The following is a 23,649-nucleotide window of genomic DNA, read 5'->3' on the forward strand; positions in this document are numbered from 1 at the left end:
CGCTGAGCGCCGCGCCGGTCGCGGCGACCGCGACCAGCAGGAACGGTACGACGACCGGCACTCCCAGGGCGCCGAGCAGCCCGGCGGAGAGGCTGCCGACCACCACCAGGGCGGAGAAGGTGCCGTGCGCGCGGGTGATGACCGGTCTGCCGGAGGCCCGTTCCGCCGACCCCGCCGCGGAGTTGATCGCGACGTCCGCCGCGCCCGAGGAGGCGCCGAGCAGGGCCAGACCCGCCGACAGGCTCCAGAAGTCGCGTCCGGCCACGGCCACCAGCGTCCCCGCCGCGCCGAGCGTCACCAGCAGCAGCGCGGCGACCCGGAGCCCCCAGCGGTCGACCGCCCTGCCGGTGACCAGCATCGCGGGCAGCGCCCCCGCCCCGATGAAGAGCAGCGCCGTACCGAGTTCCCCGTCGCTGAGCTCCGCCTGGGCACGGATAGCGGGCACCGAGGCACCCCACACTCCCCAGAAAGCACCGAACGCGGCAAAGCCCGCATAGGCCGTACGCGCCCGGGTACCGCCCTTATCCACTGACACGTGTGTAACGATACACAAACTCCTTGTGTATCGATACACAGATATCCTCGGCCCATGAGCGGACGGACGGCGCGACGCCGGGTGACCATGGCTGAGGTCGCCCGCGCGGCAGGGGTGTCCGTGATGACCGTCTCGTACGCCTATGGCCAGCCGGGACGGGTCTCCGACGAGGCACGGGCCAGGGTCCGCGAGGCCGCCGAACGCCTCGGCTACCCGGGGCCACACCCCGGCGCGCGGTCACTGCGCCGGGGTCACACCGGCACCCTGGGCGTCGTCCTCGGCGAGCACCTCACCTACGCCTTCGACGACCCCCAGGCGACCCGCTTCCTGTCCGGCGTCGCCCAGGTCTGCGCCGACCACGGCATGGCGCTGACGCTCGTCCCGGTCACCGGAGCCCCCTCCGACGTCGACCGGGTCACCGAGGCCGCCGTCGACGCCTTCGTGGTCTGGACGACGGCCGACGACGACCCCGTCATCGACGCCATCACCGCCACCGGCCTGCCCGCCGTGATCCACGGCGGCCCCCACCGCGACGGCCTGTTCTTCGTGGCCGCAGACGACCGCGCCGCCGCCGCTGCCGTGGGCCGCGAGGTCTTCGCGGGGGCACGGCGCCCGGGAGTGCTGAGCTTCCCCCTCGACCGCGACCGGATCTCCCAGGTCGCCTTCGGTACGGCCGGTCCCGGCCCACTCCCCGATCTCGGGCGTACTCCTACTCCAGATCGCGTTCCCGCTACCGCGCCCTCCGCCCCTGTCCGTGCTTCCGTCCCCGCGGCCCTCGACCCGAACGCCGAACCTCCCGGCACCACTGCGGCCGGCGCGTCTCCGGGAATCGACCCCGACGCCTCGACCTTCCGGGTCACCCGGCAGCGCCTGCGCGGCTACCGCGACGCCTGGGCCGAGACCGGCGGCGACTGGTCACAGGTCCTGGTCGCCGTCTGCTCCACCAACAGCGCGCACGAGGCCGAAGCCATCGCGGCCGAACTGCTCACCGGCCCGTACGCCTGCGACGCGATCGCCGCGATGAGCGACGAGTTGGCCCTCGGCGCGCTGCGCACCGCCGCCCGGCTGGGCCTGAGCGTCCCTGGCGACCTCACCCTCAGCGGCTGGGACGACTCCGACGCGGCCACCCCCGCCGGGCTCACCACGATCGCCCAGTCCCTCCGCGACCAGGGTGCCCGCTGCGCCCGCACCGCCCTTGGCCACCCCGCCCCCGCCGGCCAGAGCACCGACATCTCCTGGCACCTGATCAGCCGCACCTCCACCCGCCGGCCCTGAAAGACGGACACGCACGGCGTCACCGAGCCACCGGCGTGAGAAGCCGTTTCAGCAAGGGCGCCAGCGGGCGTTCGACCAGGATGTGGATGGCGTAGGCCGCCAGGCCCATCAGCGCCACCAGGCCGGCCAGCAGGAGGTACCGTGGCACGCTGCCGCCGAGCCGGTCGAAGATGACGAAACCGACGTGCGCGTGGACCAGGTACAGCGGGTAGGTCAGCGCTCCGGCGACGGCGAACCAGGGACGTCCGAGACGTTGGGTGGCGCGGAGCGCGACGAGGGTCATCACCATGAAGATCGCGATGATGACGGCCACCACGACGGCGGTCCCGATCTCGGTGTGGTAGCGGGTGCCCACCTTGCCGGCGAACTCGATGCCCCGGTAGACGGCGTTGCCGAGGGAGACCACGACGATCGCGCCGAGCCGCCAGGACAGGCCGAACCGGTAGACCATGCACAGGGCCATGCCCGCGATGAAGTAGTGCGAGAACTGCGACTGCACCACCAGGTCGGCCACCGAGTGAACCGAGGAGGGAAGCACTCCGCTCTGCAGCAGGAAGGTCAGGGCCAACCAGCCCCACAGCACTCCGATGACCCGGCTTCGCGTGATGCCGATCCAGGCGAGCACAAGGATGAGCGCGTAGAACCTGATCTCGGCCCACAGAGTCCAGTAGACGACGTCGACATTGGGAATGTCGGGCAACGCGTTGAACATCGTCAGATTGGCCAGATACTGCCCAAACGTGATGGGATATTTTCCCATACCCAGCGTGACCGAGACCACCGTCGTGATCGTGACCGCGACCCAGAAGGCCGGATAGAGGCGGACGATTCGCGAGACCAGAAAGGCTCCCGGGCGACGGTTCCAGGCACTGAGCAGCACGACGAAGCCACTGATCATGAAGAACACGTCCACGCCCAGGTAGCCGAATCTGGCGATCTCACTCCCTGCGGGAAAACCGACCTGGATCGCACCGCCCGCGTACCCGGAAAAGACGTAGTGGTATATCGCCACGAAGACAGCCGCGGCGATACGGAGCGCATCGATTTCGTGGAGCCGGTCGCGATTCGGGGCACGGTGCCGCCCGACCCCTGCAACCAGGCCGGGAGACCTGTGGCGCTCCACGGCCACACTCCGAGAGGGGGAAGGATTCACTTGACCTCGGTTACCGAACGCCGACTCTTCGTACGGACAGGCGAAGGGCAGCCTCAGCACCGATATCCCTCGGACGGTCCACCCCTACTTATCGATATCGGTTGGACACTTTGCCATATCAGCTGGGGATGCGCTGATAAACAGCAGATTCCGATGATGCCGCTGCCATTCGGAGTAACCGTCGAATCAGCATCCGGTCCCGAATATCGACGAACCGTTCGAGATCTTTGACGACCCCCCTCCGGCCTATCGGACAAATCAGACCATAAAGATTACCGAATCCGAATATTGTTCTCAGAATCTCCGCCGGCCATACTTCCCATAATTAAAAGTGAAAGATCTTACATAATTTCCCGTCGGCGCAATGATGTTGCCTTTCAGTGCCATGTACCGACGAGCTGCCGGAGGCGTTCGTCAGCGCCTGGGCATCACGCCGCCGTCAGTGCCGACGGGCCCGTCTTTCATGGGGTGGGTGCCGTAGCGGCGAGGGTCAGGGCTCCGACAAGGGCGGCGCGGGGCCCCAGGTTCGACCTCCCCGAAGTCCTCCGTTACGCCGCCGACAACGGCATCGGGTACATCGCGCACAACGAGACCCGGGGCGACATCGACTACTACGACCAGTACCTGGAGAAGATCTTCTCCAGGTACGAAGAACTCGGCATCCACGCGATCGGTTGATCGCGCGGGGACAGACGCCGGCCGCTGGGCTCCCGAACTCGTGCCGACACGAAGGCGACCAGAGCCCGGATGAGATCACACCTCCGGGCCCTGAACGGCGGTTCCGGCCAGTCAGCGCACGATTGGCCAAGACCTCCGGATTCTGCGTGGCCCCGCCGGCGGACACGACACGCGGATTGCCTGCTCAGCGGCGGTCACGTTGGACAGCCGGTCGCGGAACCTGCAATCCGCGACCGGGTCAACCGGTTGCCCGAGCCATCGCAGAGAAGATGGATCTGGCCGAGCGTGGGCATCCGTGTCTTCGACGAGCATGATGATGGTCGTCTGCTCTTACAACGAGGATCGAGGGCCCGGCGGTTGAACGTGTCCCTGGGCATGGGCTGTGCTCGATCCAGGACGATCCGGCGCGACATCAGAGGAGGACCCGGGCATGGCCTGGAGCACGCGACAGCTCGCCGACCTCGCCGGCACCACCATCAAGACGGTGCGGCACTACCACCAAATGGGGCTGCTCGAGTTGCCCGGCCGAGCGCCCAACGGGTACAAGCAATACCAGACGACGCACCTCGTCCGGCTGCTTCAGATCAAGCGGCTGACCGAGCTCGGCCTGTCGCTCGCCCAGATCCGGGCGATGGGGAGTGCGGACGAGGAGCCCGACGAAGCCATCCGCGTGCTCGATGCCGAGCTGGCAGGCACGATCGAGCGCCTGCAACGGATTCGCGTGGAGCTGGCTGTCATCCTCAAGTACCGGGCCCCCTTGGACACCCCACTGCCGTTCGGCCCGGTCGCCGAAGGATTGTCGGAGCGGGACCGGGCCTTGCTGACCGTGTTCTCGGGGGTACTCAAGGACAGCGCTCTCGACGACCTCCGTCAGCTCATGGCAGAGGCCACCGAGGGCGAGGCCGACGAAGAGTTCTACTACCTCCCAGAGGACGCCGACGACGCGACGATCGAGACCATCGCGCGCCATCTGGCCGAGTCGATCCAGCGGAGCCAGGCCCGGTTCCCCTGGATGGCGGACCCCGGCTCCGCGGCGACGCGCGGCCCGAGGTTCGCCGAGGCCGCGATCGCGTCCGCTTTCGCCGAGCTGTTCAACGCCGCCCAGCTGAAGGTACTCGCTCGCGCCCAGGCGCTGGCAGGCGAGGCGAGTTGATCGAGGGCTCGTATCCGGCTGGTGGTGACGGCGCTTCGACGAGCCGGCCGGAGGCATTGCGCTTCTCGGCCGGCAAGCCCGCGCTCTTTCTCACGATCGCGGGCACGTTCGCCCTCCGATGTTGCAGATCGCCAACCACGGCGTACCTCTCGCGGAGCGGAAAGGCCGGCGCCTCCTGTTTGGTCCCAGAGCATCCGCGCGCACCAGGTCCACGTACAGCCACGCAGCGGTAAGAGGCGATCGACCCCGCCCTCGCGGCAATCATGCGTGAGTCTCGATCGCGGGGAAGCTCGTCGAGTAGCTCAGTAGCCGATGCCGTGGTACAGCAAGCCCAAACTGTTGTAGACGACGTGGACGACCACGGCCGGCCAGATCGAGCCGGAGAATCGGAGCAGCAGCCCGGTGCCGAGCCCGACGACGAACGCGAGCGGCATGACGCTGTTGATGCCGTGCGCGACGGCGAAGACCGCCGCGCTCACGATCACACCGATCCAGGTGCCCCAGCGGAACAGGAAGCTCGCGAACACACCGCGGAACAGGACCTCCTCACCGATGGGCGTCAGCAGGCCGCCGAGCACGATCGTCACCACGAGGGAGAGCACGCCCGAGCGCGCAGCGTCGCGATAGCCCTGCTGGACGTTCTCCGACCCGGGGAAGAACGGGTCGAAGATCGCCGAGATCGGCCAGCTGAGCGCGAAGCACGCGAGGCCGATCGCGATGGCCGCGAGCAGCCAACCGGGATGCACGCGCCGCATCCCGAAGGGGCGGACGTCGCGGATGCGGATGAGCACGGCGACGACGAACGCTCCGAGCGGTGCGAGGCCCGAGACGAGGAAGTTCGCCTGGCCAGGCGAGACCGGGGAGCCGGCCGGCAGCAGGTAGGCGATCGTCGACCCGACTGCGTACAGGATCACGGCCGCGAGCACAGCGACGCCGAGCTCGGGCCAGCCGGGCCGGACGGGCGTGCGGCGGCTCTGGTTCATGGGAACTTCATCCACAGTGTTCATGGCAGCGAGTCTCATCCGTGCCCTAAGGACATGGTCAACTGACGACCCCCATCATGGAAGTGAAGCGCCATCAGCGGCAGGACATCGGCGAGTCGTCGGCCTGCCCGGCGGGCGCAGCAACCCGGCGTTTCAGACCAAGCCGCAGCCGGCGACACAGCTGATTGAGCAAGCGCGGGCGGCCGGCGTGTCGTTTCGGGCCGTGGTCGCCGGCTGCTTCTACGGCGACCACGCGGCCTTCACCGGCGAGCTGTGGGCCGCCGGGCTGCCGTTCGTGCCGGCGCTCAAACCAAGCCACGGCTCGTGGGCCCCGGTCCAGGCGGTGCACACCCCCGTCGAGGCCGCCCGGGAGCCGGCCTGAGGTGGCCCCGATGATCCAGGGGCCTGGACCCTACCTTGCGTGCCAGGCTGCCAGCGAGACTCATTAAGCTCCACTCCGGTCTCAGGACCGGTCCCATTGCGGGTCCGGCCCCCAGGCGAGGATGACGTACGGCGTGCGCGGCTCCACTCCGGTCTCAAGGCCGGTCTCATTGCGGGTGCCCCCCGCGCGAGTACGCCGTCCACCCGACGGTCGGCTCCACTCCGGTCTCAGGACCGGTCTCATTGCGGTCGGCCGATGGCGTACGCCTCGTACCGGAACTTGATGGCTCCACTCCGGCCTCGGGGCCGGTCTCATTTCGGCCCTCGATCTCCGGACCAGCCTTATTGCAGCTCAGATGCCCCATCCCAGTCTCGGGACCGGCCTCATTCATGCATTTTGGACAGTCTCACCGCTCTTGAGTTCGGAGATGAATGCGCTCCACTGACCCGTCCGGAAGGTCAACACGGGTCCTTGGGGGTGTTTGCTGTCACGTACAGCTACATATTCGCCGAGAAAAGCGACCTGCACGCATTGACCATTCGAGCCGCTGAGGCTGCTGGTTCGCCACTCGGCACGGGAAAGATCAAGTTCCTTGTTCACTCCCGCACCTCCTCTCAGTTCACGTCTGTGAGCGCACGAGCCAGGAGGTCGCGGCTCTCATCTGGGGTGGCTGCTATGGCTTGGAGGTGCTTGAACATCAGGTTATATCGTCTTATGTCTTTCTCGCTGTCCAAAAAGAGATCTGTTGTGCTCGCCTCGATATAGACGACATCATGCACGTCCTGGGCAAACTGAAGGATGACGAATGATCCATGCATCCCCGGATGAACACCGGCTCTGAACGGGATCATCTGCAACGTCACATGGGATTGTTCGCTCTCGTTGAGCAAGCGCTGCAGTTGCTCACGCATAATCTCGGGGCCACCGACACGACGGCACAGCACCGCTTCATCGATGATCACCTCAATGGTCGGCAACGGATCGCGCTTGGCCTGGCGAGCCATACGGGCCGCCACCCGGCTTTCGACCTCTGCTGCCGGTAATTCCGGAGCGCCAGCTGGGATCGCCGTCCGTGCGTACGCCTCGGTTTGCAGCAGGCCCGGGACGAACGATGATTCGTAGTTGAGCACCCCTGCCGCCTCCCTCTCGAACCCGATATAGGTGGCATACTGATCAGGCAGATTCTCCGAGGCAACCTGCAGCCAGTGCTCCTCCTTGGCCAGCTTCAAGATCGCGATCAGGTCGTTTTGATGATCCTCCGGCACGCCATACATGTTGAGCAGCGCACGTAGCGTCCGCACCTGAGGTTTCGCCTGGGCCATCTCGATGCGGTACAGGGTGGCGCGGTTGATCTCGGTGGCGTCGGCCACCTGTTCACGGGACAAACCCGAGCGTTCTCTGAGTTGTCGTAGCTCCATCGCAAGCCGTCGCAGGCGAGCGGTTGGGGTCTGTCGCCGTTGAGTCATGCAGCAAAGAGTAGCGGTGTCATCGCGTTCAGTGTCTACGCAACACGTTGCGTACGCTCCGTAACTTGTGCATCATGTTGTGTAACCAGCACGCCGTACCCCTTCGCGGCAAGCAGCTGAATCGACACAGATGGCCAAAGATCAAGATCTTGCCATCTGAGCTCCAGACGAGGCGATTACAGCAACAAAAGATCAAACGCCTCGCCACCCGCTCGGGCTTCTCCAGTCAACGAAGGGCAGGATCAGTGACAGCACCAGATACGGAACAACAGTTCGTCCACCTTGTACGGCTGGCGTGGGATCTGAATGAGCTCGGCTTCGACTCCGTGGTCCGCTTCCCTCCCGGCCAGCCAAGCATGGAGATCTTCTTGCCTCCGAGGCAGCTCGGGTCCTCGGCCGAGCGTCGGGGCCGCGTGCCGGCCTTCACCTGGGGCCGGGGCCGGAAGCGGGACCAGGGCAGGAGCCGAGGTCAGGGACGGAACGGGGGTCGGGACGCCCGGACTGGGGCGCAGGCTCGGGAGCGGCTCGGGCGGATCGTACGGGGGGTGCGATGAGCACGCTCGGGCTGCTCGGGCAGGTCGAGCTTCCCGCGCAGGTCGCCTCCGTCCCGCAGGCCCGCAGCTACGTCCGCGAGCTGCTCGACGGTGTGGGTCACCCGCACGCCGACGACGCGCTGCTTCTGCTCAGCGAGCTGGTCACCAACTCGGTGCGCCACTCCGACTCCGGCCGTACCCCCAACGGCCGGGTCACCATAGCCGTCGCCCATCACAATGGAACGCTCCATATCGACGTCATCGACGCCGGATCCACCACCGGACAGCGACCCCAGGTCTGCCCGGACGCCGATCCCGACAGCGGCGGCGGACGCGGTCTCTGGCTGGTCCAGCAACTGTCCTCGGACTGGGGCTGGTACGAGACCTCGGCCGGACGGGTCGTCTGGTTCCAGCTCGGCGGACGGTGACCACATGGTCCGCTGGGACTGCCCGCCCCGCTGCCTGAGCCCCCACGTGCTTCCCCCGCGATCCCACTGCGAGGCCCTGGCCTGGGGTCCATCACGCGGGGACGAAAAGGTGCGAGTCCTCAGATGGACCTGCGCCTGCGGCCCGACCCTCTATGAGCTGTGCCAGGTGAACGAGCTGAGGTTCGTCCGCCGTACCGAGCGCGTACCGGCAGGGCCGTCCATCGGCGAGAGCGACCGGTGGCAGGCCCCCGAGGCGGACGCGATGTGGATCGCACTGCTGCACGGACTCGTGCGATAGCGACGGGAGGTGGTCTGCGCACCACCTCACCCGCGACGCCCGGCCCCAGAGCCGGGACACTGCCCGACTCTCTGGGCCCCCCGCCCCAACGCGGCAGGCGGATCGCCCGGATGTCACGAGATGTCGCGTCCAACTTCGTTGCGCTCCTTCATCGTTCAGATGCGCAACGTGTACCGGCTAGACCAAGCGGGTGAAGCAGACCTCTTCGGCGCGTCGTCCGTTAGTCCGGTCAACACCTCGTTGTCGCCCTCCTCCGCATGCATCTCGACGCGCCAGTCCCCGCTCACCAGCACAAAGGCCCCCTGACGCGGCCTGATCCGCCAGACAGGCCCCAGCTGATCCCTGTATGCCCCCGTATCGGACTTCAGCGCCGTGCCAGCGCCAGCACGCTCAGTCCGAACATCAGGACGCCCAGGGGGAGATGGACCGACGGTATGTGCGCGATGCCGAGCGCGACCTGGACCGAGGCGAGGACAAGGAAGCCGGACGCGTGCCAGATGGGCCGGGGCGAGCCGCCGCCCGGCTTCCACGCCAGCACCGCCGCGAGCACGTACAGCACCGATGCCCCGTACATCACGCGGGCTCCGGCGCTGTGCAGTGTCTCTCCGTAGGGCGAGGTCAGCAGCAGTCCGGCGGAGACCGCTTGAAGGAAGATGGTCAGGGTCTGCAGGGTGATCGCGATCTGCAGAAACGAGAAGCGGCGCTGTGCCGTCGCCTGGGTTGCCATGCCACGGTCCCCTTTTCCGCCCGGGGGGCAGTAGGTCGATAAGGTCTCACCAGCCCGACGACGCGGGCCGGCGAAAGGTAAGGCGAGGAGGCGGTCGGGAGCATGGGGGCGGCTGGGACGAGCATCGATGAGATGGCCGGCGAGCGACGCCAACTGCTCAATGTCGCCTACCGGTTGCTCGGTTCACTGGCCGAGTCCGAGGACGCCGTACAGGAGGCCTACGCGCGCTGGTACGCGCTGCCACGAAGTCGGCAGGACGAGATCGTGTCCCCCGGCGCCTGGCTGACGACGGTGACCGGCCGCATCTGCCTGGACGTGCTCGGCTCGGCGCGGGCCCGGCGTGAACGCTATGTCGGCGCGTGGTTGCCCGATCCGCTGCCCGACCACACCGAGTGGGACCACGGCCATGGCACCGACCCCGCCGACCAGATGGTCCTGGACGAATCGGTGACCATGGCCTTCCTCGTCGTCCTGGAGTCGATGACACCCGCCGAGCGGGTGGCGTTCGTCCTGCACGACGTCTTCCGGTACCCCTTCGCCGAGATCGCCGGCATCCTCGGCCGGACCTCCGCGGCCTGCAAGCAGCTCGCGGCCTCCGCCCGGCGGCGGGTGCGCGTCGCGCGGGCTCCGGTGACGGCGGCCGAGCAGGCCGACGCGGTGCGGCATGTCAAAGAGGCGTGGGAGGCCAAGGACATCGCGGCCCTCATCGAGCTCCTCGACCCGGCCGCCGTGATGACCGCCGACGGCGGCGGCATGGTCGGTACCGTCCTACGCCCGATCGAAGGCGGTACGCGCATCGCCCAGTACCTGGTCGCCATCGCCGACAAGGCTCCGGGGTTCGAACTCCTGGAGCGGTCGGTCAACGGTGTGCCGGGCCTGGTGGCCCAGCGTGCCGGCACCGTCATGACCGTAGCCTCGTTCGATGTCGCCGACGGCCGCGTCGCCCGGATCTGGGCGGTCCGCAATCCGGAAAAGCTGCGGCCGTGGGTGCGGGCGAGTTCATGACCGTTCCTCCCCGGAGGCCGGCCTTCGCTGACCGGACCCGGGCGGCCAAGGAAGGACAAGATTCCCAACATTTCAGACCTTCTCGTCCCGGGATCTTCTTCGCTGAAGCGTGCCTTGTGAGGGTCGTTTCATGGCGAGATCCGCCACTGGTACGACCCTGGAAAGGGAAGGTCCATGAAGGCGACACTCATCAAGCGGGTAACCGCCGTGGCCACACTTGTCGTGGTGGGACTGCTGTCAACGGGGACCACCACCAACGCCGCGACACTGGACGACGCTCCGCTCCGCACCGACGTCATCCAGGTCGCAGCGGGGACTGACGGCACGCCGTCTGCCACGCCGCAAGCATCGTCCGATGCGTCGAACGAGACCACAGAGGTCGGGGCGGCCGGTGCCCTGGTGACCGTGAGCCCCAGCGCCGAGTACACGGAGGACCCGCTCCGCATCGGGCGCGTTGCCTGGACACAGCGCTGCCCAGCGTCCAGATTCTGCACCACTCAGGTGGGGAGCGGTGGTCAGAATATTGGATTTCAATTCTACAGGTGCACCGAGTACGCCCTGACCAACTGGGGCGTCAATGGCGATCGCAATAGCTTGGTGTACAACAATCAGAACGTCACCGTGAAGTTCCTCGACCAGCGACACACTGAGATTCAGTCAACCCCCCCGGGCTATTTCGAAATAATAGATTTCAAGCCGGTGTGGTACATCAGTCTCTGCAACTGACCTCGATCTTCTTGTTCTCGGCGCGGACGGCCGCGGGCGCCTGTTCAGCCTCCGGTGACACGGTCAGGCACGATCACGCTCCCAAGGATCGTCGCGACCGTCCGTGCCGAAGAACTCATCGGTCTCTTGACGCATGAGTTCGTGGTTCACGCGCGGGAGTCGACGGCGGCGGGCGACCGGTTCCTCCGCGGTCAGGCGCCGTCGGCGAGGCCGGCGGTGTCGCGAAAGCCGTTCGGCTCTCTTTCGCAGGCATGGGCCGGCACCCGTCACGGCCCTTGCCTGTCGACACCGGATCGGTAGATTCATCGCCTACCGAGCAGACCTTAGTAAAAACGGACCGGCAAAACAGGCTGGAATCAACGGCGTCCAGCCGACTGCCGGGGAAGCAGGGCAATATCTCGTCGCGGGGCAAAGGATCACGTACGCGCCGTACGGATCCGGGGGTACCCGGACGGCTGCCGGGGCACCACGTCCAGACCGTGCCGGGCGAACGGCAGAGCCCAGCGGCCGAAGACGACCTTCCCCCTGGCCGGTGACCGGTAGTGGCCCCACTCGTCGGTGCAGACGCCGACGAGCTGCAGGCCCCGGCCGCTCTCGTCGTCCTCCCCCGCCTCGGTGACCTGGGGCTCGCCGTCGCTGCTGTCCCAGACCTCCGCGAACAGGCCCACGGTGGTGAGGCGCAGCCGCAGCACGATCGGGTACGGGCCGGCGACCTGCGAGCAGGCACAGGGGGCCGAGGGGTGCGGGCAGGCGTAGCCGTCCGGGGTGTGCGGGACGGCGGTGGCCTTGATGGCGTTGGTGGTCATCTCCGAGACGACCAGCACGCAGACATCGGAAAGCTCCCGCAGGCCCCACCTGCGCAGCTGCGTACGGGTGAAGTCGCGGGCCTGGGACGCGGCGGTCGGCTGCGCCGCCAGCCGCAGCTCGGCCGCGTCCAGGGACAGCTCGTCGGGGGCGCCCAGATCGGGGTGAAACGGTGAGTGCATCGGTCCCGGCCGTTCGACGGGGAGCACGGTCATGTGATGGCTCCAGGGAGGTTCAACGGAGATTCGGTCGCACGTCCCCGGCGCAGATAGGGACGCCCCGCCCGAGCCATGAGATCACGTGAATCCGGCGGCTCCGGCGTTGTCTCAACCCTCCTGTGTGGAGCGTGCCGGAAACAGGCGACGAGACCACGTCTGTTGGTCGCTGTCGGATGTCGATTCGCCCCGCACGACGATGACGCGGCAGGGATCGGCGATCTGGTCGCTGATTTCTGCACTCTGCCGTCACCGAACGTGATCGACCAGTAACGTTCGGCCCGAAGAATCACCACCGGAGGACCCGCCGGGAGAGGCCGAGCCGATGCCACGTGCACCGCGCAGCGTCAAGCAGCAGATGGACATCTTCAGCGCTGAACTCCGCGAGCGTGGTTGCACGTGGGCGGAGGTCGCAGCGGAGTTCCAACGACGTTGGCACCTGAACTCCCGTCAGGGCTTCCGGGAGGCGCATCGACTCACACAAGCCAAGGTCTGCCATCTATGGAACGAGTACTGGCCGAACGAGCCACTGACGACCCGCAAGCTCGGGTCGTGGGAGGCTTGGCCTGGCCCCACCGGCAACGAGCCGCCGATAGCCGGTCTGAACCGGCTGGCCCGTATCTATCACTGCCGCACCGCCGATCTGGTCGACGGTGAAGACCACCGCGATGCCGACGAGCACAACGCCCCGGCCGCCCGACTCCGGGGACGAGAACTGGTGGCCGCGGGAGCCGCGGGCAGCCTCTGCCACGAGGATATCCAGGGGGTGCTGGCGACCCTGCCGGCCCTGCCCGCCGGACCCGCGCCGGTCGGGTCGACCCGCGAGGAGGAGTACGACGCCCTCGTACGGGCTCTCGCCCAGTGGGCGGCGTCCATGAACCGGCGCGACGTGCTGGCCCTGGTCAGGGCCGCGGCGGCCGCGGCGGCGGCCTCTCCGCTACTGGACCGGCTGAACGACGACGAGCTCGACCGGCTCGCCCTGATCGCCGCCGAGCCGTCCCGGGTGGACCAGGCGACGGTCGACCACATCGACGCGGTGCTGCATCACTGCATGCGCCAGGAGGACAGTCTCGGCCCCCAGTCGGTGCTGGGGACCGTGCTGGCCCAGCAGCACCTGGTGCGGTCGCTGATCCCGGCCGCGTCGACGGACGAGGTGCGCGAGAGGTTGCTGTACCTGCTGGCCAACATCTGCAGGTTCACCGCCTGGGTGCTGTTCAACCTCAACGACTTCAACGGGGCGAACTACTACTACGAGCAGGCCAAGTCGGCCGCGCACCGGGCCGACAACGACGCGATGAACAGCTTCGTCCTGGCCAACTGGTCGCAGCTGGCGACCTGGCAGGGTGATCCCCGCCAGGGGGTCGAGCACGCTCTGGGGGCGCTGGCCTGGGGGCAGCGGGCCGGTAGCAAGCTGCTGGTGTCGTACGCGTGCGACGTCGGCGCCCGCGCCTACTCCGCGGTGTTGCGCCGCTCGGCCAAGACCGATCGCCACAAGGACCACGCCCGGTGCATGAGGAGCCTGGACCGGGCCCTCCGCGAGCTCGGCCACGCGGGCACGGAGGACGTGGGCGGTAAGCTGCTCTACTTCTACGGCGACGGGCAGTATCTGTCGACCAAGACCAAGTGTCTGCTGGACATGGGCGACGCCCAGGCCGCCGTCGAGATGGCCGCCCGCTCCCTGGCCCGGATCGACCCGACGTTCGTCCGCAACCTGGCGTTCAGCCGGCTGGATCTGGCGCGCGCGCATCTGCGGCTGCGCGCCATCGACGAGGCGTGCGAGCATATCGGCGAGGCCGCCCGCCTCACCTGCCGGAACACCTCGCCGCGGCTGGCCCGCTCGGTGGTGGAGATCCGCGAGGCGCTGAACCCGTGGGCGAGAACCCGCCAGGTGGCCGCTCTGGACGAGAAGCTGCATGCCCTCCAGCTCATCGCCTGACGAATCACCTGGCGAATCACCTCGCGAATCGTCTGACGAGTCGGCTCACCGGCGGCGTGCCGTGGGTATTTTCTCCAGCACCAGGATGTCGAAGACCGGGGCGGGGATCGGCGGGTCCAGCAGCTTGTGGGACACCTTCCGCCACCCCCACCGCCGGTAGATCGCCCGGGTCCGCGCGGCCCTGGGCTGCACCGACAGGGTCGCCCGCTCGGCACCGGATCCGGCGATCAGCTCGTCGTGGATCCGGTGCCCGACCCCGAGGCCACGCCAGCCGGGCAGCACCCCGTAGTCGATGATGGCGAACGTCCTGGTCCCGGTCTCGGCCGCGAACTCCTCGTCGACCGGTTCGGCCAGCCCGGTCCACCAGCGGGCGTCGGCGGGCAGCAGGTACCCGTACCCGAATCCGACGAAGTCGGGGCCGGAGCGCGCGGTGGTCAGCCGGAATCCGGGCTGGTCCATCAGGCGGGGAAAGTAGGAGCGCTGGTTGGCGAACTCCGCGCGGTTCCCGTTGAAGGGAGGCAACGAGAACACCGCCTGGTAGAGGCCGCAGACAGTCCCGGTCAGCGCAAGCGACTCCCGGCGGCCGCGTGTCTCTACGGTCATGTTTTCGGTGGGGGCCATGCCCGCCTCCTCGCCTCCTACGGACCCTCTTCCCATGGGGCGGCTCCTTACCCGTGGACGAGCGGGCGGCCGCTCCGGTTCCCGTATTGGGGGCGAGGCCGTGCGTCAGCCTTTCGTGACGTCGCTCAGCGGTACGGAGAGGTCGGCGAGCCGCTCTGGGCGGACGGTCGCACCGCTGCGGATCAAATCCTGGGCCGGTGCGATGCCCTCGTCCCACTGGTTGACGTGCATCCCCGCCATGACGCGCCCGTCGGCGAGCCAGAAGGCGTGAAAGGCGCCCGACTGCAGATCTCCGCGGATGACCACGGAGTCGTACCCGCCGGGCGCGAACCAGCCGGAGAACTCCATGCCGACGTCGTACTGGTCGGTAAAGAAGTAGGGCGGCCGGTCGTAGACGACCGGCCGGCCGAGCATGGCCTTACCCGCGGTCAGACCTCCGTTGAGTGCGTTGGCCCAGTGCTCGACGCGGATGCGGGTGCCGTACAGGGGGTTGAACGCGTTCGCCACGTCACCGGCGGCGTAGACGTCGGGGTCGTCGGTGCGGAGCGACTCGTCGACGACGATCCCGTTCTCCACCGCCAGGCCGGCCCGCTCGGCGAGTTCGGTGTTGGGGTTCACGCCGACACCGACGATCACCACGTCGGCCGCGACCTCCTGCCCGTCGTCGGTGGCGACCGCGTGGACGCGTCCGGAGCCCAGCAGCCCGGTCACCTCGCGGCCGAGCCGCAGGTCGACGCCGTGCCGCCGGTGCACGTCGGCGAAGAAGGCGCCCAGTTCGGGGCCGAGCGCGGCGTGCAGCGGCACCGCCCTCGGCCCGATGATCGTCACCTCGCAGCCGTACTCCCTGGCGGCCGCGGCGGTCTCCAGCCCGATCCAGCCCGCGCCCACGACGGCCACCCTGCCCCCGCCGCGGATCGCCTCGCGCAGCCGCTCGGAGTCGTCGAGGCTGCGGAGGTAGTGCACGCCGTCCAGGTCGGCGCCGGGCACGCCGAGGCGGCGCGGTGAGGCGCCGGGCACGAGGAGCAGCTTGTCGTAGCGGATGCGCCGCCCGTCGTGCAGTTCCACCTGGTGCGCGGCCCGGTCGAGGTCCGTCACGCGGCGCCCGAGCAGCGGTTCCACGGAGTTGTCCGCGTACCAGCCCTCGTCGTGGACGTAGACCTTGGCCTTCTCCTCCTTGCCGAGCAGGTAGCCCTTCGAGAGCGGGGGCCGCTCGTACGGGAGTTCGGTCTCGGCGCCGATCAGCGTGATCCGGCCCGAGAAGCCCTCCTCGCGCAGGGACTCCGCCGCCTTGGCCCCGGCCAGGCCCGCTCCGACGATGACGAACGTCTGCTCGGTAGTCATGCTCTCCTTCCTATCCGATTCCCACGCCGGTTCCAACGATCGCGAGAGGCCCGGATCCGGGGCGCCGGAGTGACGGGCACCGGGCGATCCTCCCGGGAAACGAACGACCGGTTTCCGCGCCCGGTCCCGGTACCGGATTGAGCACGCTTGTCGGAACACGTCCCCCAAACGGGCGGTAAATCAGTGAAAGAAGTCTGGCCGGGGCACGATCCGCTTACTCTCGGGAATTCCCAGGAAAGGCGCCCGAGCCGCCCGCCGGAAAAACACGCCGGTCCTTCATAATCCCTTTCGTGCACGTCGCATCGGGTTCCCTGCTGCCTGGTCAGGCCCGTGAAATCACAGGCGGCGAGGTCACGCAAGGCCTCCTGCCGATTACCCGGGGAAATTTTCGTTTACCCTGCCGGAAACCAGATTCCGCACTCCAGGAAAGGCGGGCTTATATATTTCCTACGCCATCAAGCTCGCCCCGTGGACGGGGATGTCTACGCCCCTGCCCACGGCGCGCCGTTTTGATAAGGAGCATGCCGCATGCCATTGAATCGACGATTCGCCCGAGTCACGGTCAGCTGCGCGTTCGCGGCGATCGCCGTCCTGAGCCTCGGAGCCTTCTCACCCGCCCCGCCGGCCGCCCCGGGCGGCTCGCCGACCGCCCCGGTCCAGCGGGTCGACCCGCCCCCCAGGCCCACGGCGCGCGCCCTGACCGCCGACGAGATCCGCAGGAGGGGGCTGGACAAGTACATCGACATGTCCCGCCAGCAGGAAACCCCTCCCAGGATCATCGACACCAACCAGGGCAGGTTCGCCAGCGGCATCCTGTCGCCCGCCAGGCAGTTCTCCAACACCTCCGGTAACTTCACGTCGGGCTGCTGGTATCTGACGACCACGTACGGGGCTCCGGGCCTCAGCGGGTTCGGCTACCACACGTGGTGCGGCAACGGCACCCAGGTCACGTACACCTCGGCGAGCTGCACGGGAAGCACCAACCTGCCCACCTACATGTACGAGGGCTGCCAGAACATCCAGGCGTACGGGGTCGGCTGGAACGTCTGGGACGTCACGGACGGATGGCGTTTCTGCACCTCCTACAACCCCTACACGGGCGTGTGCTCCTCCCGGGCATACCCGTGGCAGAAGAACCGCTACGGGGCCAACGGCCAGGTCTGGCTCCTCGGCTGGGGCAACTAGGCACTGACCCCCGGATTCGCGTTTCGCGGCGGCGGCACCGGCCTCACCAGGCCGGCGCCGTCGCCGTTCCGTTTCCCGAGCCCCCGAGCGGTGGCGGGACAGGCGTGACGAGCCTTGGCCGGGCGGGCACGGCAGATAATTCATCATTTGTTGATTTATTGGCCTCTCCGGCCTAACGTTGCAGCACGCATCAGATGCAGCGACACAGGGAGCGGCCCGATGGACGGCGTGGAGCGTGACCGGCTGGCCGGCGGCATCCCATCCCCGGCGCCTCCGGTGGGGTCTCGGCAGGAGGCGCCCCTGCCTCTCATCCTGAGATTCGAGGACATCGGGGCGGAGATGCTGCCCCTGGTCGGCGGCAAGGCGGCCAATCTCGGCGTGCTCACCGCCGCCGGGCTCCCCGTTCCCCCGGGCCTGTGCGTCACCACCGAGGCCTACCGCAGGGTCACCGAACGGACCGCGCTGCAGGATCTGCTCACCACGCTCGCCACCACGCCCGCCGAGGACGTCGCCGCCCTGAACGCGCTGGCCGCCAAGGCCCGCGAGACCGTGCTCGCCGCACCGGTCCCCGATGACATCGCGGACGTCGCGAGGAGCGGCGCGAACGGCCCCGTCGCGGTCCGCTCCTCCGCGACCGCCGAGGACCTGCCGCACGCCAGTTTCGCCGGGCAGCAGGACACCTACCTCAACGTGATCGGCGCCGACGCCGTGCTGGACGCGGTCCGGCGGTGCTGGGCCTCGCTCTGGACCGACCGGGCCGTCGCCTACCGGGCCGCGAACGGCATCGACCACGGCACCGTGCGCCTGGCGGTCGTCATCCAGGAGATGGTCCAGTCCGAGGTGGCCGGGGTGATGTTCACCGCCAACCCGGTCACCGGGCGGCGACGCGAGGCGGTGATCGACGCCAGTCCCGGTCTCGGCGAGGCCGTGGTCTCCGGCGCGGTCAATCCCGACCACTTCGTGCTCGACACCGCCACCGGCCGGATCACCGAGCGCCGCCTGGGAGACAAGCAGGTGGCCGTACGGTCGCTGGCGGGCGGCGGCGTCGAGCACGTCGAGACCCCCGCGGACACCGTGGAGAGTGCCTGCGTCACCGACGAGCGGCTGGCGGCGCTGGCCGAGCTCGGCGACCGGGTCGAGCGGCACTACGGGGCACCCCAGGACATCGAGTGGGCCATCGACGCCGCCGGTGTTCTCTGGCTGACCCAGGCGCGTCCCATCACCACCCTCTACCCGATCCCCCACCACACGGAGCCGACCGCGAGCCCGGCGGGCGGTGCTCCCGCCGTGACGGGCGGCACGGGAACCTCGGTGGAGGTGCCGTCCGGAGGTTCCGGGCCCGGCGACACCCGGATCTACTTCTGCTTCAGCCTGGCCCAGGGTCTCCACCGGCCGATCACCCCCATGGGCATGTCGGCCTTCAGGCTGCTCTCGTCATCGGTGTCCGAGATACTGGGGATGCCGGTGGCCGACCGGCCGGCCGGGGCCCCGCCCGTCGCCGAGGCGGGCGGGCGGCTGTTCTTCGACGTCACCGGCCTCATTCGCAGCCGGGTGGGCCGGGTGCTCTTCCCGAAGGTGCTCGACGTGATGGAGGCCAGGTCCGCGAGGGTGCTGCGCGGACTGTTCGACGACCCCCGGTTCGGCGTCACCCAGCCCTCGCTCCGGCCGCCGCTGCGCCGGGCGATGCGGATCGCGGCCCGCTTCCACATCCCGCGCCGCTTCGTACGGGCCCTGCGCGACCCCGCCTCGGCGCACCGGGACGTGGAGCTGCTCCGGGAGCGTCTGCGGGGACGGCTCCCGGCACCGCGGGGCGCCACCCCGGCCGAGCGTCTCGACCATGTCGAGCGGATGCTGGGCGGCCAGGTCTTCCCGCTGCTGCCGACCATCGCCCCGGCCGCGGCCGCCGGGTTCGCGATGCTCGGCCTGGCCGCCCTGGTGCTGGGCGACCGGGCCCGGCCCGGTGAGCTGGAGACGGTGTTGCGCGGGCTCCCGCACAACGTGACCACCGAGATGGACCTGGCGCTGTGGCGGCTGGCCGCCCGCATCCGCGAGGACGGCGAGGCCGCCTCCCTGCTGCTCGGCACCCCCGCCGCCGAGCTGGCCGAACGCTTCCACGCCGGGACGCTGCCCGACGTGCTGGGAGACGGCTTGGCGGACTTCCTCTCCGGCTACGGCGTCAGGGCGGTCGCCGAGATCGACCTCGGGCTGCCCCGCTGGTCGGAGGAGCCGACCCACATCCTCGGCGTCCTCGCCAACTACCTGCGGCTGGAGGACCCGGCCCTGGCCCCCGACGCGCTGTTCGCCAGGGGCGCCGCCGAGGCCACTGTCATGATCAAGACCTTGAGCGGGCGTGCCGGAGGGCCGCGCGGGCACCTCGTCCGCTTCGCGCTCGGCCGGACCCGCGCGCTGGCGGGCCTGCGTGAGATGCCCAAGTACGTCGTGGTGACCGCCCTGGCCGCGATGCGGGCCGAGCTGCTGGCCGTCGGTGCCGAGCTGGCCTCCCGTGGCCTGCTCTCCCGCGCCGACGACGTCTTCTTCCTGACCTTCCACGAGGCCAGGGCGGCCCTTGGCACCCCGTCCTCGCCAAGGGCCATCGCGCCGGCGGAGGCCGCACTGGGAGATCTCGTGGCGCGGCGGCGCGCGGAGGCCGCCCGCGAACTGCGCCGCAGGCACGTCCCCCGCGTCCTGCTGTCCGACGGCACCGAACCGGAGGCCACCGCCGTACGGGCACCGGTGGACGGCGCGCTGACCGGCACCCCGGCCTCGGCGGGCACCGTCACCGGTGCCGCCAGGGTCGTCCTCGACCCGGTCGGCGCGCACCTGGAACCCGGGGAGATCCTGGTCTGCCCCTCCACCGACCCCGGCTGGACCCCGCTGTTCCTGACGGCGGGCGGCCTGGTGATGGAGATGGGCGGTGCCAACTCCCACGGCGCCGTGGTGGCCCGCGAGTACGGCATCCCGGCCGTGGTGGGTGTGAGCGGGGCGACCGAGCACATCGTCACCGGCCAGGAGATCACCGTCGACGGCGCCTCCGGCGTCGTCACCGCCGCCTGACCACGGGCACAGGATGTCGGTCAGCGGCTCACGGGGTGACGGTGAGGGAGAGGAAGGTGGCCGCCGGGCGCAGGGTCTGAACGGAGGGGCGCGTGGCGGTCGCCGACCACGGGTCCTCGGCGGTGCCGGGGTGCGGGGCGAACAGCGGGTAGTCGCTGCAGGAGAGCACGAGCCGCAGCCGGTGGCCTGACCGCAGCCGGTAGCCGGTGTGGCCGAGATCGACCTGGACGCCCGCCGGTCCGGTGATCAGCGCCTGCCCGCGGGAGATCATGTGGGCGGAGCCGTCGGGGGCCACGTCGTGGAGCTTGACGAACAGGTGCATGCTCGGCGCGTCGGTCTCGACCGCGACCAGGGCGTTGACCGGCCCGGTCAGGTCCAGCGGGCGCCCGGCGGGCTCGCCGGTGAAGACCACCGCGTCGGGCCGGTCGTGCAGCGGGCTCTCGTCCGGGTACTCGTGCAGGAAGACCCACGGATCCTTCACGATCGACGGGACCGGATCGGCCGGATCGTGCGTCCACCTGACGACGCGCGCACCCGTCTCCGGCGTGGTGGCCAGCGCGTTCCCCGACGGGTGCAGGAGCAGTTCCACCGCGTCCCGCGGCGGCCACTCGCCCGCCGTGCGCTCGCCGTCGTGCCCCTGGAACCACGTCGCCCGCGACAGCGAGGTGACCGGCCGCAGCCCTCGTACGAACACGTCGAAGAAGTCCAGCGTCCGGCCGAGGTAGCGGGGCAGGATCCGGTCCAGCAGGGCGACGTCGAGCGCGTGGTCGTCCGCGGGGGCGACGGGGGCCTGGGCGAGATGGTAGGTGTGGTGGTCACAGGCGTCGGCGTCGAGGTAGGCGAGGTCCCGCCAGGCCGGTACGGCGAGTTGCGCCGAGTGGTCGCGCATGGACAGGTCGATGAGGTTGTCGAACCAGCCGACCCGGTGCAGCACCGGGACGGGGCGTGCGGTGAACGGGTGCCGGGAGGCGAACGGGTTGACGGGCGGCCAACCGGCCAGCATCGCGTCCACGGCTGCGGAGCGGGCTCCGATCGCGGAGAAGGCGGGTTCGAAGACCTCCCTCAGCGGCCGGACCGACCAGTCTGTCTCGTAGTAGTGGACGTCCCTGTCCACCCACATGTGCGCGAAGTAGGCGGCCTGATACAGGCAGCTCACCCGGCCGGCGAGGAGCATGTCCGAGATGCCGGTACCGGTCACCCGGGGCGCGACGGCCCGCAGCGCCGGGTGGCCGCCGGCGACTCCCGCCCACTGCGTGTAGCCGTGGTAGGAGTCGCCGGTCATCGCGACCGCCCCGTCCGACCAGGGCTGCCCCACCACCCAGTCGAGCGTGTCGTAGGTGTCCTCGACCTCGTGGACGAACGGCATGGTCTCGCCTTCCGAGCGGAACTTGCCGCGTACGTCCTGGGCGACGAAGACGTAGCCGCGCTCCAGGTAGCGCGGCGCGATCCTGTCGACGGCCATCCACGCGCTCGCCTTGTCGTACGGCATGCGCGAGACGACGACCGGGTGCCTGCCGGGTGCGGGCGGCAGGTAGACGTCGGTGGCCAGCCGGGTGCCGTCGCGCATGGGCACCATGAACTGTTCGGCTCCCGGGTGGAGAGGGGCCGGGCCGATCCTGAGGGTTTCCATCAGGGATCCTCTCTTGAGGTTGATCCGGTGGTCTTCGGCGAGGTCGTCACCGGGAGGGCGCTCGGGGTCGCCCGCCCGGCCCCGGTCGTGGTCATCGGGAGGTCCGCTCGTGAACCAGGACGCCCTCGACGAAGGTGAGGTCCACCCGCGTGTCCGCGACCTCGTGGGCCGGTTCCTCGAACGGGTCGCGGTCCAGCACGGCCAGGTCCGCGTACTTTCCGACGGCGATCGTGCCGGTGAGGTGGTCGAGGTGGTTGATCCACGCTCCCCCCGCGGTGTAGGCGCTCAGCGCGTCGGCCAGCGCCAGCCGCTGCTCGGGCAGGAAGGGCTCGCCCTCGCGGTCGCCGGGGATGAGCCGGTTGACCGCGCCGTGTATCCCCCACAGGGGGTTGGCGCTGGAGACGGGCCAGTCGCTGCCCGCCACCATCGTGACCCCCGCCTCCCGCAGCGCGCCGAAGGCGTACTGCCGCCGTGACCGCTCCTCGCCCAGGAACGGGATTGTCAGTTCGGTCATCTGCTCGTCGCGAACCGCCCAGAGCGCCTGCATGTTGGCCGCGACCCGCAGCCGCCGCAGACGTGGCACGTCATCGGGGTGGACCAGTTGCAGATGGGCCAGGTGGTGACGGTTGTCTCCCCGATGACCACGCCCACGCGACGGCTCCGGGTCGGCGGTCCTGCCCCGTGCGCCCTCGATCGCGTCGAGGGCCTCGCGCACCGCGCGGTCGCCGATCGTGTGGAAGTGGATCTGGAAGCCCTCGGCGTCCAGCAGGCGTACCGCCTCGCCCAGCGCCCCCGGGTCAAGGTAGCTGTGCCCCCGCCTCTCCCCTCCCCCGCCCGGCGACCGGTACGGCTCCAGCAACGCGGCGGTGAAGTTCTCGCACACGCCGTCCTGCATGATCTTCGCCGAGGTGGCGGCGAACCGGCCGACCGTGCTCGTGGCCCGGCGCCTGACCAGGTCGTCGAGCTGTGCCACGCCCGCGTCCCTGTCCCACCACAGCGCACCCACCACCCGGGCCGTCAGCCGCCCGTCGGCCGCGGCCGCGCGATAGGTCTCCAGCGTGTCGGGGTAGCTCAGGTAGTCGCCGACCAGGGCGTCCTGCCAGCCGGTGACGCCGAGGGAGTGCAGGTGGCGCTGGCCTTCCATGAGCGCCTGCGCGTACTCCTCAGGCGAGACGGCGGGCAGCAGCCGGGAGACCAGTTCGGCCGCGTTCTCGTGCAGCGTCCCGGTCGGGGTGCCGTCGGGGTCGCGCTCGATCCGGCCGTCCGGCGGGTCGGAGGTGTGCCGGTCGACACCGGCCAGCTCCAGTGCCCTGCTGTTGACCCACGCGCCGTGCCCGTCGCGGTTGAGCAGGAACACCGGCCGGTCGGGCACGACGCGGTCCAGGTCCTCCCTGCGCGGCGTGCCGCCGGGGAAGTGGTCCATCGACCAGCCGCCGCCGACGACCCAGGGGCGGCCGGGGTGTGCGGGGGAAGACACCGCCCGCGGTGGTCGTGCCGTAGACACCACGGCCCTGGCGGACC

Annotated in this window: 21 protein-coding genes and 1 pseudogene; 11 read left to right on the forward strand and 11 right to left on the reverse strand. The window is 69.3% G+C overall.

Annotation, left to right across the window (positions count from 1 at the left end; all coding sequences use genetic code 11):
- A pseudogene (locus ABZ260_RS19950) lies at positions 1 to 535 on the reverse strand (MFS transporter); the annotation flags it as partial.
- Positions 536 to 589: 54 nt separating this feature from the next.
- Here ABZ260_RS19950 and ABZ260_RS19955 point away from each other — a divergent pair.
- On the forward strand, positions 590 to 1,810 hold the full coding sequence (locus tag ABZ260_RS19955) for a LacI family DNA-binding transcriptional regulator (RefSeq protein WP_355619513.1): 1,221 nt from the start codon (positions 590 to 592) through the stop codon (positions 1,808 to 1,810).
- A 19-nt stretch (positions 1,811 to 1,829) separates the two neighbouring features.
- Here ABZ260_RS19955 and ABZ260_RS19960 read toward each other — a convergent pair whose 3' ends face one another.
- Complete coding sequence (locus ABZ260_RS19960; RefSeq protein WP_355619516.1) at positions 1,830 to 3,023, reverse strand: acyltransferase; 1,194 nt, start codon at positions 3,021 to 3,023, stop codon at positions 1,830 to 1,832.
- A 408-nt stretch (positions 3,024 to 3,431) separates the two neighbouring features.
- On the opposite strand from ABZ260_RS19960, the gene ABZ260_RS19965 reads away from it, so the two are divergent.
- A complete protein-coding gene (locus ABZ260_RS19965) occupies positions 3,432 to 3,641 on the forward strand; it encodes a hypothetical protein (RefSeq protein ID WP_355619519.1) in 210 nt (69 codons plus the stop codon).
- A gap of 430 nt (positions 3,642 to 4,071) precedes the next feature.
- On the forward strand, positions 4,072 to 4,794 hold the full coding sequence (locus ABZ260_RS19970; RefSeq protein ID WP_355619522.1) for a MerR family transcriptional regulator: 723 nt from the start codon (positions 4,072 to 4,074) through the stop codon (positions 4,792 to 4,794).
- 302 nt (positions 4,795 to 5,096) lie between these two features.
- On the opposite strand, the gene ABZ260_RS19975 is transcribed toward ABZ260_RS19970, so the two are convergent.
- Positions 5,097 to 5,801 (reverse strand): type II CAAX endopeptidase family protein, encoded by a 705-nt coding sequence (locus ABZ260_RS19975; protein WP_355619525.1) that lies wholly within the window; start codon positions 5,799 to 5,801, stop codon positions 5,097 to 5,099.
- Here ABZ260_RS19975 and ABZ260_RS19980 point away from each other — a divergent pair.
- Positions 5,800 to 6,159, forward strand: a complete 360-nt coding sequence (locus ABZ260_RS19980; protein ID WP_355619528.1) for a transposase — start codon at positions 5,800 to 5,802, stop codon at positions 6,157 to 6,159. The genes ABZ260_RS19975 and ABZ260_RS19980 overlap by 2 nt on opposite strands.
- Positions 6,160 to 6,546: 387 nt before the next feature.
- Here the strand turns inward: ABZ260_RS19980 and ABZ260_RS19985 are convergent, their stop codons facing one another.
- Both ABZ260_RS19985 and ABZ260_RS19990 read right to left on the reverse strand, forming a co-directional pair.
- Positions 6,547 to 6,759, reverse strand: coding sequence for a DUF397 domain-containing protein (locus ABZ260_RS19985; protein WP_355619531.1), 213 nt, complete (start codon positions 6,757 to 6,759; stop codon positions 6,547 to 6,549).
- 14 nt (positions 6,760 to 6,773) lie between these two features.
- Positions 6,774 to 7,625 carry a helix-turn-helix transcriptional regulator gene (locus ABZ260_RS19990; RefSeq protein ID WP_355619534.1) on the reverse strand — a complete coding sequence of 284 codons (852 nt, stop codon included), beginning with the start codon at positions 7,623 to 7,625 and terminating at the stop codon, positions 6,774 to 6,776.
- Between the two features lie 550 nt (positions 7,626 to 8,175).
- Between ABZ260_RS19990 and ABZ260_RS19995 the strand changes: the two genes are divergently transcribed.
- Positions 8,176 to 8,586, forward strand: coding sequence for an ATP-binding protein (locus tag ABZ260_RS19995; protein ID WP_355619537.1), 411 nt, complete (start codon positions 8,176 to 8,178; stop codon positions 8,584 to 8,586).
- A gap of 109 nt (positions 8,587 to 8,695) precedes the next feature.
- On the forward strand, positions 8,696 to 8,884 hold the full coding sequence (locus ABZ260_RS20000; RefSeq protein WP_355619540.1) for a hypothetical protein: 189 nt from the start codon (positions 8,696 to 8,698) through the stop codon (positions 8,882 to 8,884).
- 364 nt (positions 8,885 to 9,248) lie between these two features.
- Here the strand turns inward: ABZ260_RS20000 and ABZ260_RS20005 are convergent, their stop codons facing one another.
- Positions 9,249 to 9,611, reverse strand: coding sequence for a hypothetical protein (locus tag ABZ260_RS20005; protein WP_355619543.1), 363 nt, complete (start codon positions 9,609 to 9,611; stop codon positions 9,249 to 9,251).
- 132 nt (positions 9,612 to 9,743) lie between these two features.
- On the opposite strand from ABZ260_RS20005, the gene sigJ reads away from it, so the two are divergent.
- Entirely contained in the window at positions 9,744 to 10,616 is an 873-nt protein-coding gene (sigJ, locus tag ABZ260_RS20010) for an RNA polymerase sigma factor SigJ (RefSeq protein ID WP_355619546.1), read from the forward strand.
- Between the two features lie 174 nt (positions 10,617 to 10,790).
- Positions 10,791 to 11,342, forward strand: coding sequence for a hypothetical protein (locus ABZ260_RS20015; protein ID WP_355619549.1), 552 nt, complete (start codon positions 10,791 to 10,793; stop codon positions 11,340 to 11,342).
- A 416-nt stretch (positions 11,343 to 11,758) separates the two neighbouring features.
- Here the strand turns inward: ABZ260_RS20015 and ABZ260_RS20020 are convergent, their stop codons facing one another.
- On the reverse strand, positions 11,759 to 12,361 hold the full coding sequence (locus tag ABZ260_RS20020) for an ATP-binding protein (protein ID WP_355619552.1): 603 nt from the start codon (positions 12,359 to 12,361) through the stop codon (positions 11,759 to 11,761).
- A 325-nt stretch (positions 12,362 to 12,686) separates the two neighbouring features.
- Here ABZ260_RS20020 and ABZ260_RS20025 point away from each other — a divergent pair, with 325 nt between their 5' ends.
- Positions 12,687 to 14,297: a hypothetical protein gene (locus ABZ260_RS20025; RefSeq protein WP_355553451.1), complete on the forward strand. Its 1,611-nt coding sequence runs from the start codon at positions 12,687 to 12,689 to the stop codon at positions 14,295 to 14,297.
- A 45-nt stretch (positions 14,298 to 14,342) separates the two neighbouring features.
- Here ABZ260_RS20025 and ABZ260_RS20030 read toward each other — a convergent pair whose 3' ends face one another.
- Together ABZ260_RS20030 and ABZ260_RS20035 are read right to left on the reverse strand one after the other, a co-directional pair.
- A complete protein-coding gene (locus ABZ260_RS20030; protein ID WP_355619555.1) occupies positions 14,343 to 14,918 on the reverse strand; it encodes a GNAT family N-acetyltransferase in 576 nt (191 codons plus the stop codon).
- Positions 14,919 to 15,023: 105 nt separating this feature from the next.
- The gene (locus tag ABZ260_RS20035; RefSeq protein WP_355619558.1) at positions 15,024 to 16,259 is read right to left on the reverse strand and encodes an FAD-dependent oxidoreductase; all 1,236 of its coding nucleotides are present in this window, start codon (positions 16,257 to 16,259) and stop codon (positions 15,024 to 15,026) included.
- 528 nt (positions 16,260 to 16,787) lie between these two features.
- Between ABZ260_RS20035 and ABZ260_RS20040 the strand changes: the two genes are divergently transcribed.
- A complete protein-coding gene (locus ABZ260_RS20040) occupies positions 16,788 to 17,444 on the forward strand; it encodes a hypothetical protein (protein WP_355619561.1) in 657 nt (218 codons plus the stop codon).
- A 219-nt stretch (positions 17,445 to 17,663) separates the two neighbouring features.
- On the forward strand, positions 17,664 to 20,498 hold the full coding sequence (locus tag ABZ260_RS20045; protein ID WP_355619564.1) for a PEP/pyruvate-binding domain-containing protein: 2,835 nt from the start codon (positions 17,664 to 17,666) through the stop codon (positions 20,496 to 20,498).
- A 28-nt stretch (positions 20,499 to 20,526) separates the two neighbouring features.
- On the opposite strand, the gene ABZ260_RS20050 is transcribed toward ABZ260_RS20045, so the two are convergent.
- Together ABZ260_RS20050 and ABZ260_RS20055 are read right to left on the reverse strand one after the other, a co-directional pair.
- Positions 20,527 to 22,128, reverse strand: a complete 1,602-nt coding sequence (locus ABZ260_RS20050; RefSeq protein ID WP_355619567.1) for a CocE/NonD family hydrolase — start codon at positions 22,126 to 22,128, stop codon at positions 20,527 to 20,529.
- Positions 22,129 to 22,219: 91 nt separating this feature from the next.
- Positions 22,220 to 23,649, reverse strand: a 1,430-nt coding sequence (locus ABZ260_RS20055) for an amidohydrolase (RefSeq protein ID WP_355619570.1), incomplete at its 5' end; no start/stop codon positions are given.

Source organism: Streptosporangium sp. NPDC006013 (genome assembly GCF_040614275.1).
Taxonomy (GTDB): Bacteria; Actinomycetota; Actinomycetes; order Streptosporangiales; family Streptosporangiaceae; genus Streptosporangium.

Excerpts from the sequence above, each read along its gene's own strand:
- ABZ260_RS19955 (WP_355619513.1), top strand. The coding sequence starts at position 590 with ATGAGCGGACGGACGGCGCGACGCCGGGTGACCATGGCTGAGGTCGCC.
- ABZ260_RS19970 (WP_355619522.1), top strand. The coding sequence starts at position 4,072 with ATGGCCTGGAGCACGCGACAGCTCGCCGACCTCGCCGGCACCACCATC.
- ABZ260_RS19980 (WP_355619528.1), top strand. The coding sequence starts at position 5,800 with ATGGCAGCGAGTCTCATCCGTGCCCTAAGGACATGGTCAACTGACGAC.
- ABZ260_RS19975 (WP_355619525.1), bottom strand. The coding sequence starts at position 5,801 with ATGAACACTGTGGATGAAGTTCCCATGAACCAGAGCCGCCGCACGCCC.
- ABZ260_RS19990 (WP_355619534.1), bottom strand. The coding sequence starts at position 7,625 with ATGACTCAACGGCGACAGACCCCAACCGCTCGCCTGCGACGGCTTGCG.
- ABZ260_RS19995 (WP_355619537.1), top strand. The coding sequence starts at position 8,176 with ATGAGCACGCTCGGGCTGCTCGGGCAGGTCGAGCTTCCCGCGCAGGTC.
- ABZ260_RS20005 (WP_355619543.1), bottom strand. The coding sequence starts at position 9,611 with ATGGCAACCCAGGCGACGGCACAGCGCCGCTTCTCGTTTCTGCAGATC.
- sigJ (WP_355619546.1), top strand. The coding sequence starts at position 9,744 with ATGGCCGGCGAGCGACGCCAACTGCTCAATGTCGCCTACCGGTTGCTC.
- ABZ260_RS20015 (WP_355619549.1), top strand. The coding sequence starts at position 10,791 with ATGAAGGCGACACTCATCAAGCGGGTAACCGCCGTGGCCACACTTGTC.
- ABZ260_RS20020 (WP_355619552.1), bottom strand. The coding sequence starts at position 12,361 with ATGACCGTGCTCCCCGTCGAACGGCCGGGACCGATGCACTCACCGTTT.
- ABZ260_RS20025 (WP_355553451.1), top strand. The coding sequence starts at position 12,687 with ATGCCACGTGCACCGCGCAGCGTCAAGCAGCAGATGGACATCTTCAGC.
- ABZ260_RS20030 (WP_355619555.1), bottom strand. The coding sequence starts at position 14,918 with ATGGCCCCCACCGAAAACATGACCGTAGAGACACGCGGCCGCCGGGAG.
- ABZ260_RS20035 (WP_355619558.1), bottom strand. The coding sequence starts at position 16,259 with ATGACTACCGAGCAGACGTTCGTCATCGTCGGAGCGGGCCTGGCCGGG.
- ABZ260_RS20040 (WP_355619561.1), top strand. The coding sequence starts at position 16,788 with ATGCCATTGAATCGACGATTCGCCCGAGTCACGGTCAGCTGCGCGTTC.
- ABZ260_RS20045 (WP_355619564.1), top strand. The coding sequence starts at position 17,664 with ATGGACGGCGTGGAGCGTGACCGGCTGGCCGGCGGCATCCCATCCCCG.
- ABZ260_RS20050 (WP_355619567.1), bottom strand. The coding sequence starts at position 22,128 with ATGGAAACCCTCAGGATCGGCCCGGCCCCTCTCCACCCGGGAGCCGAA.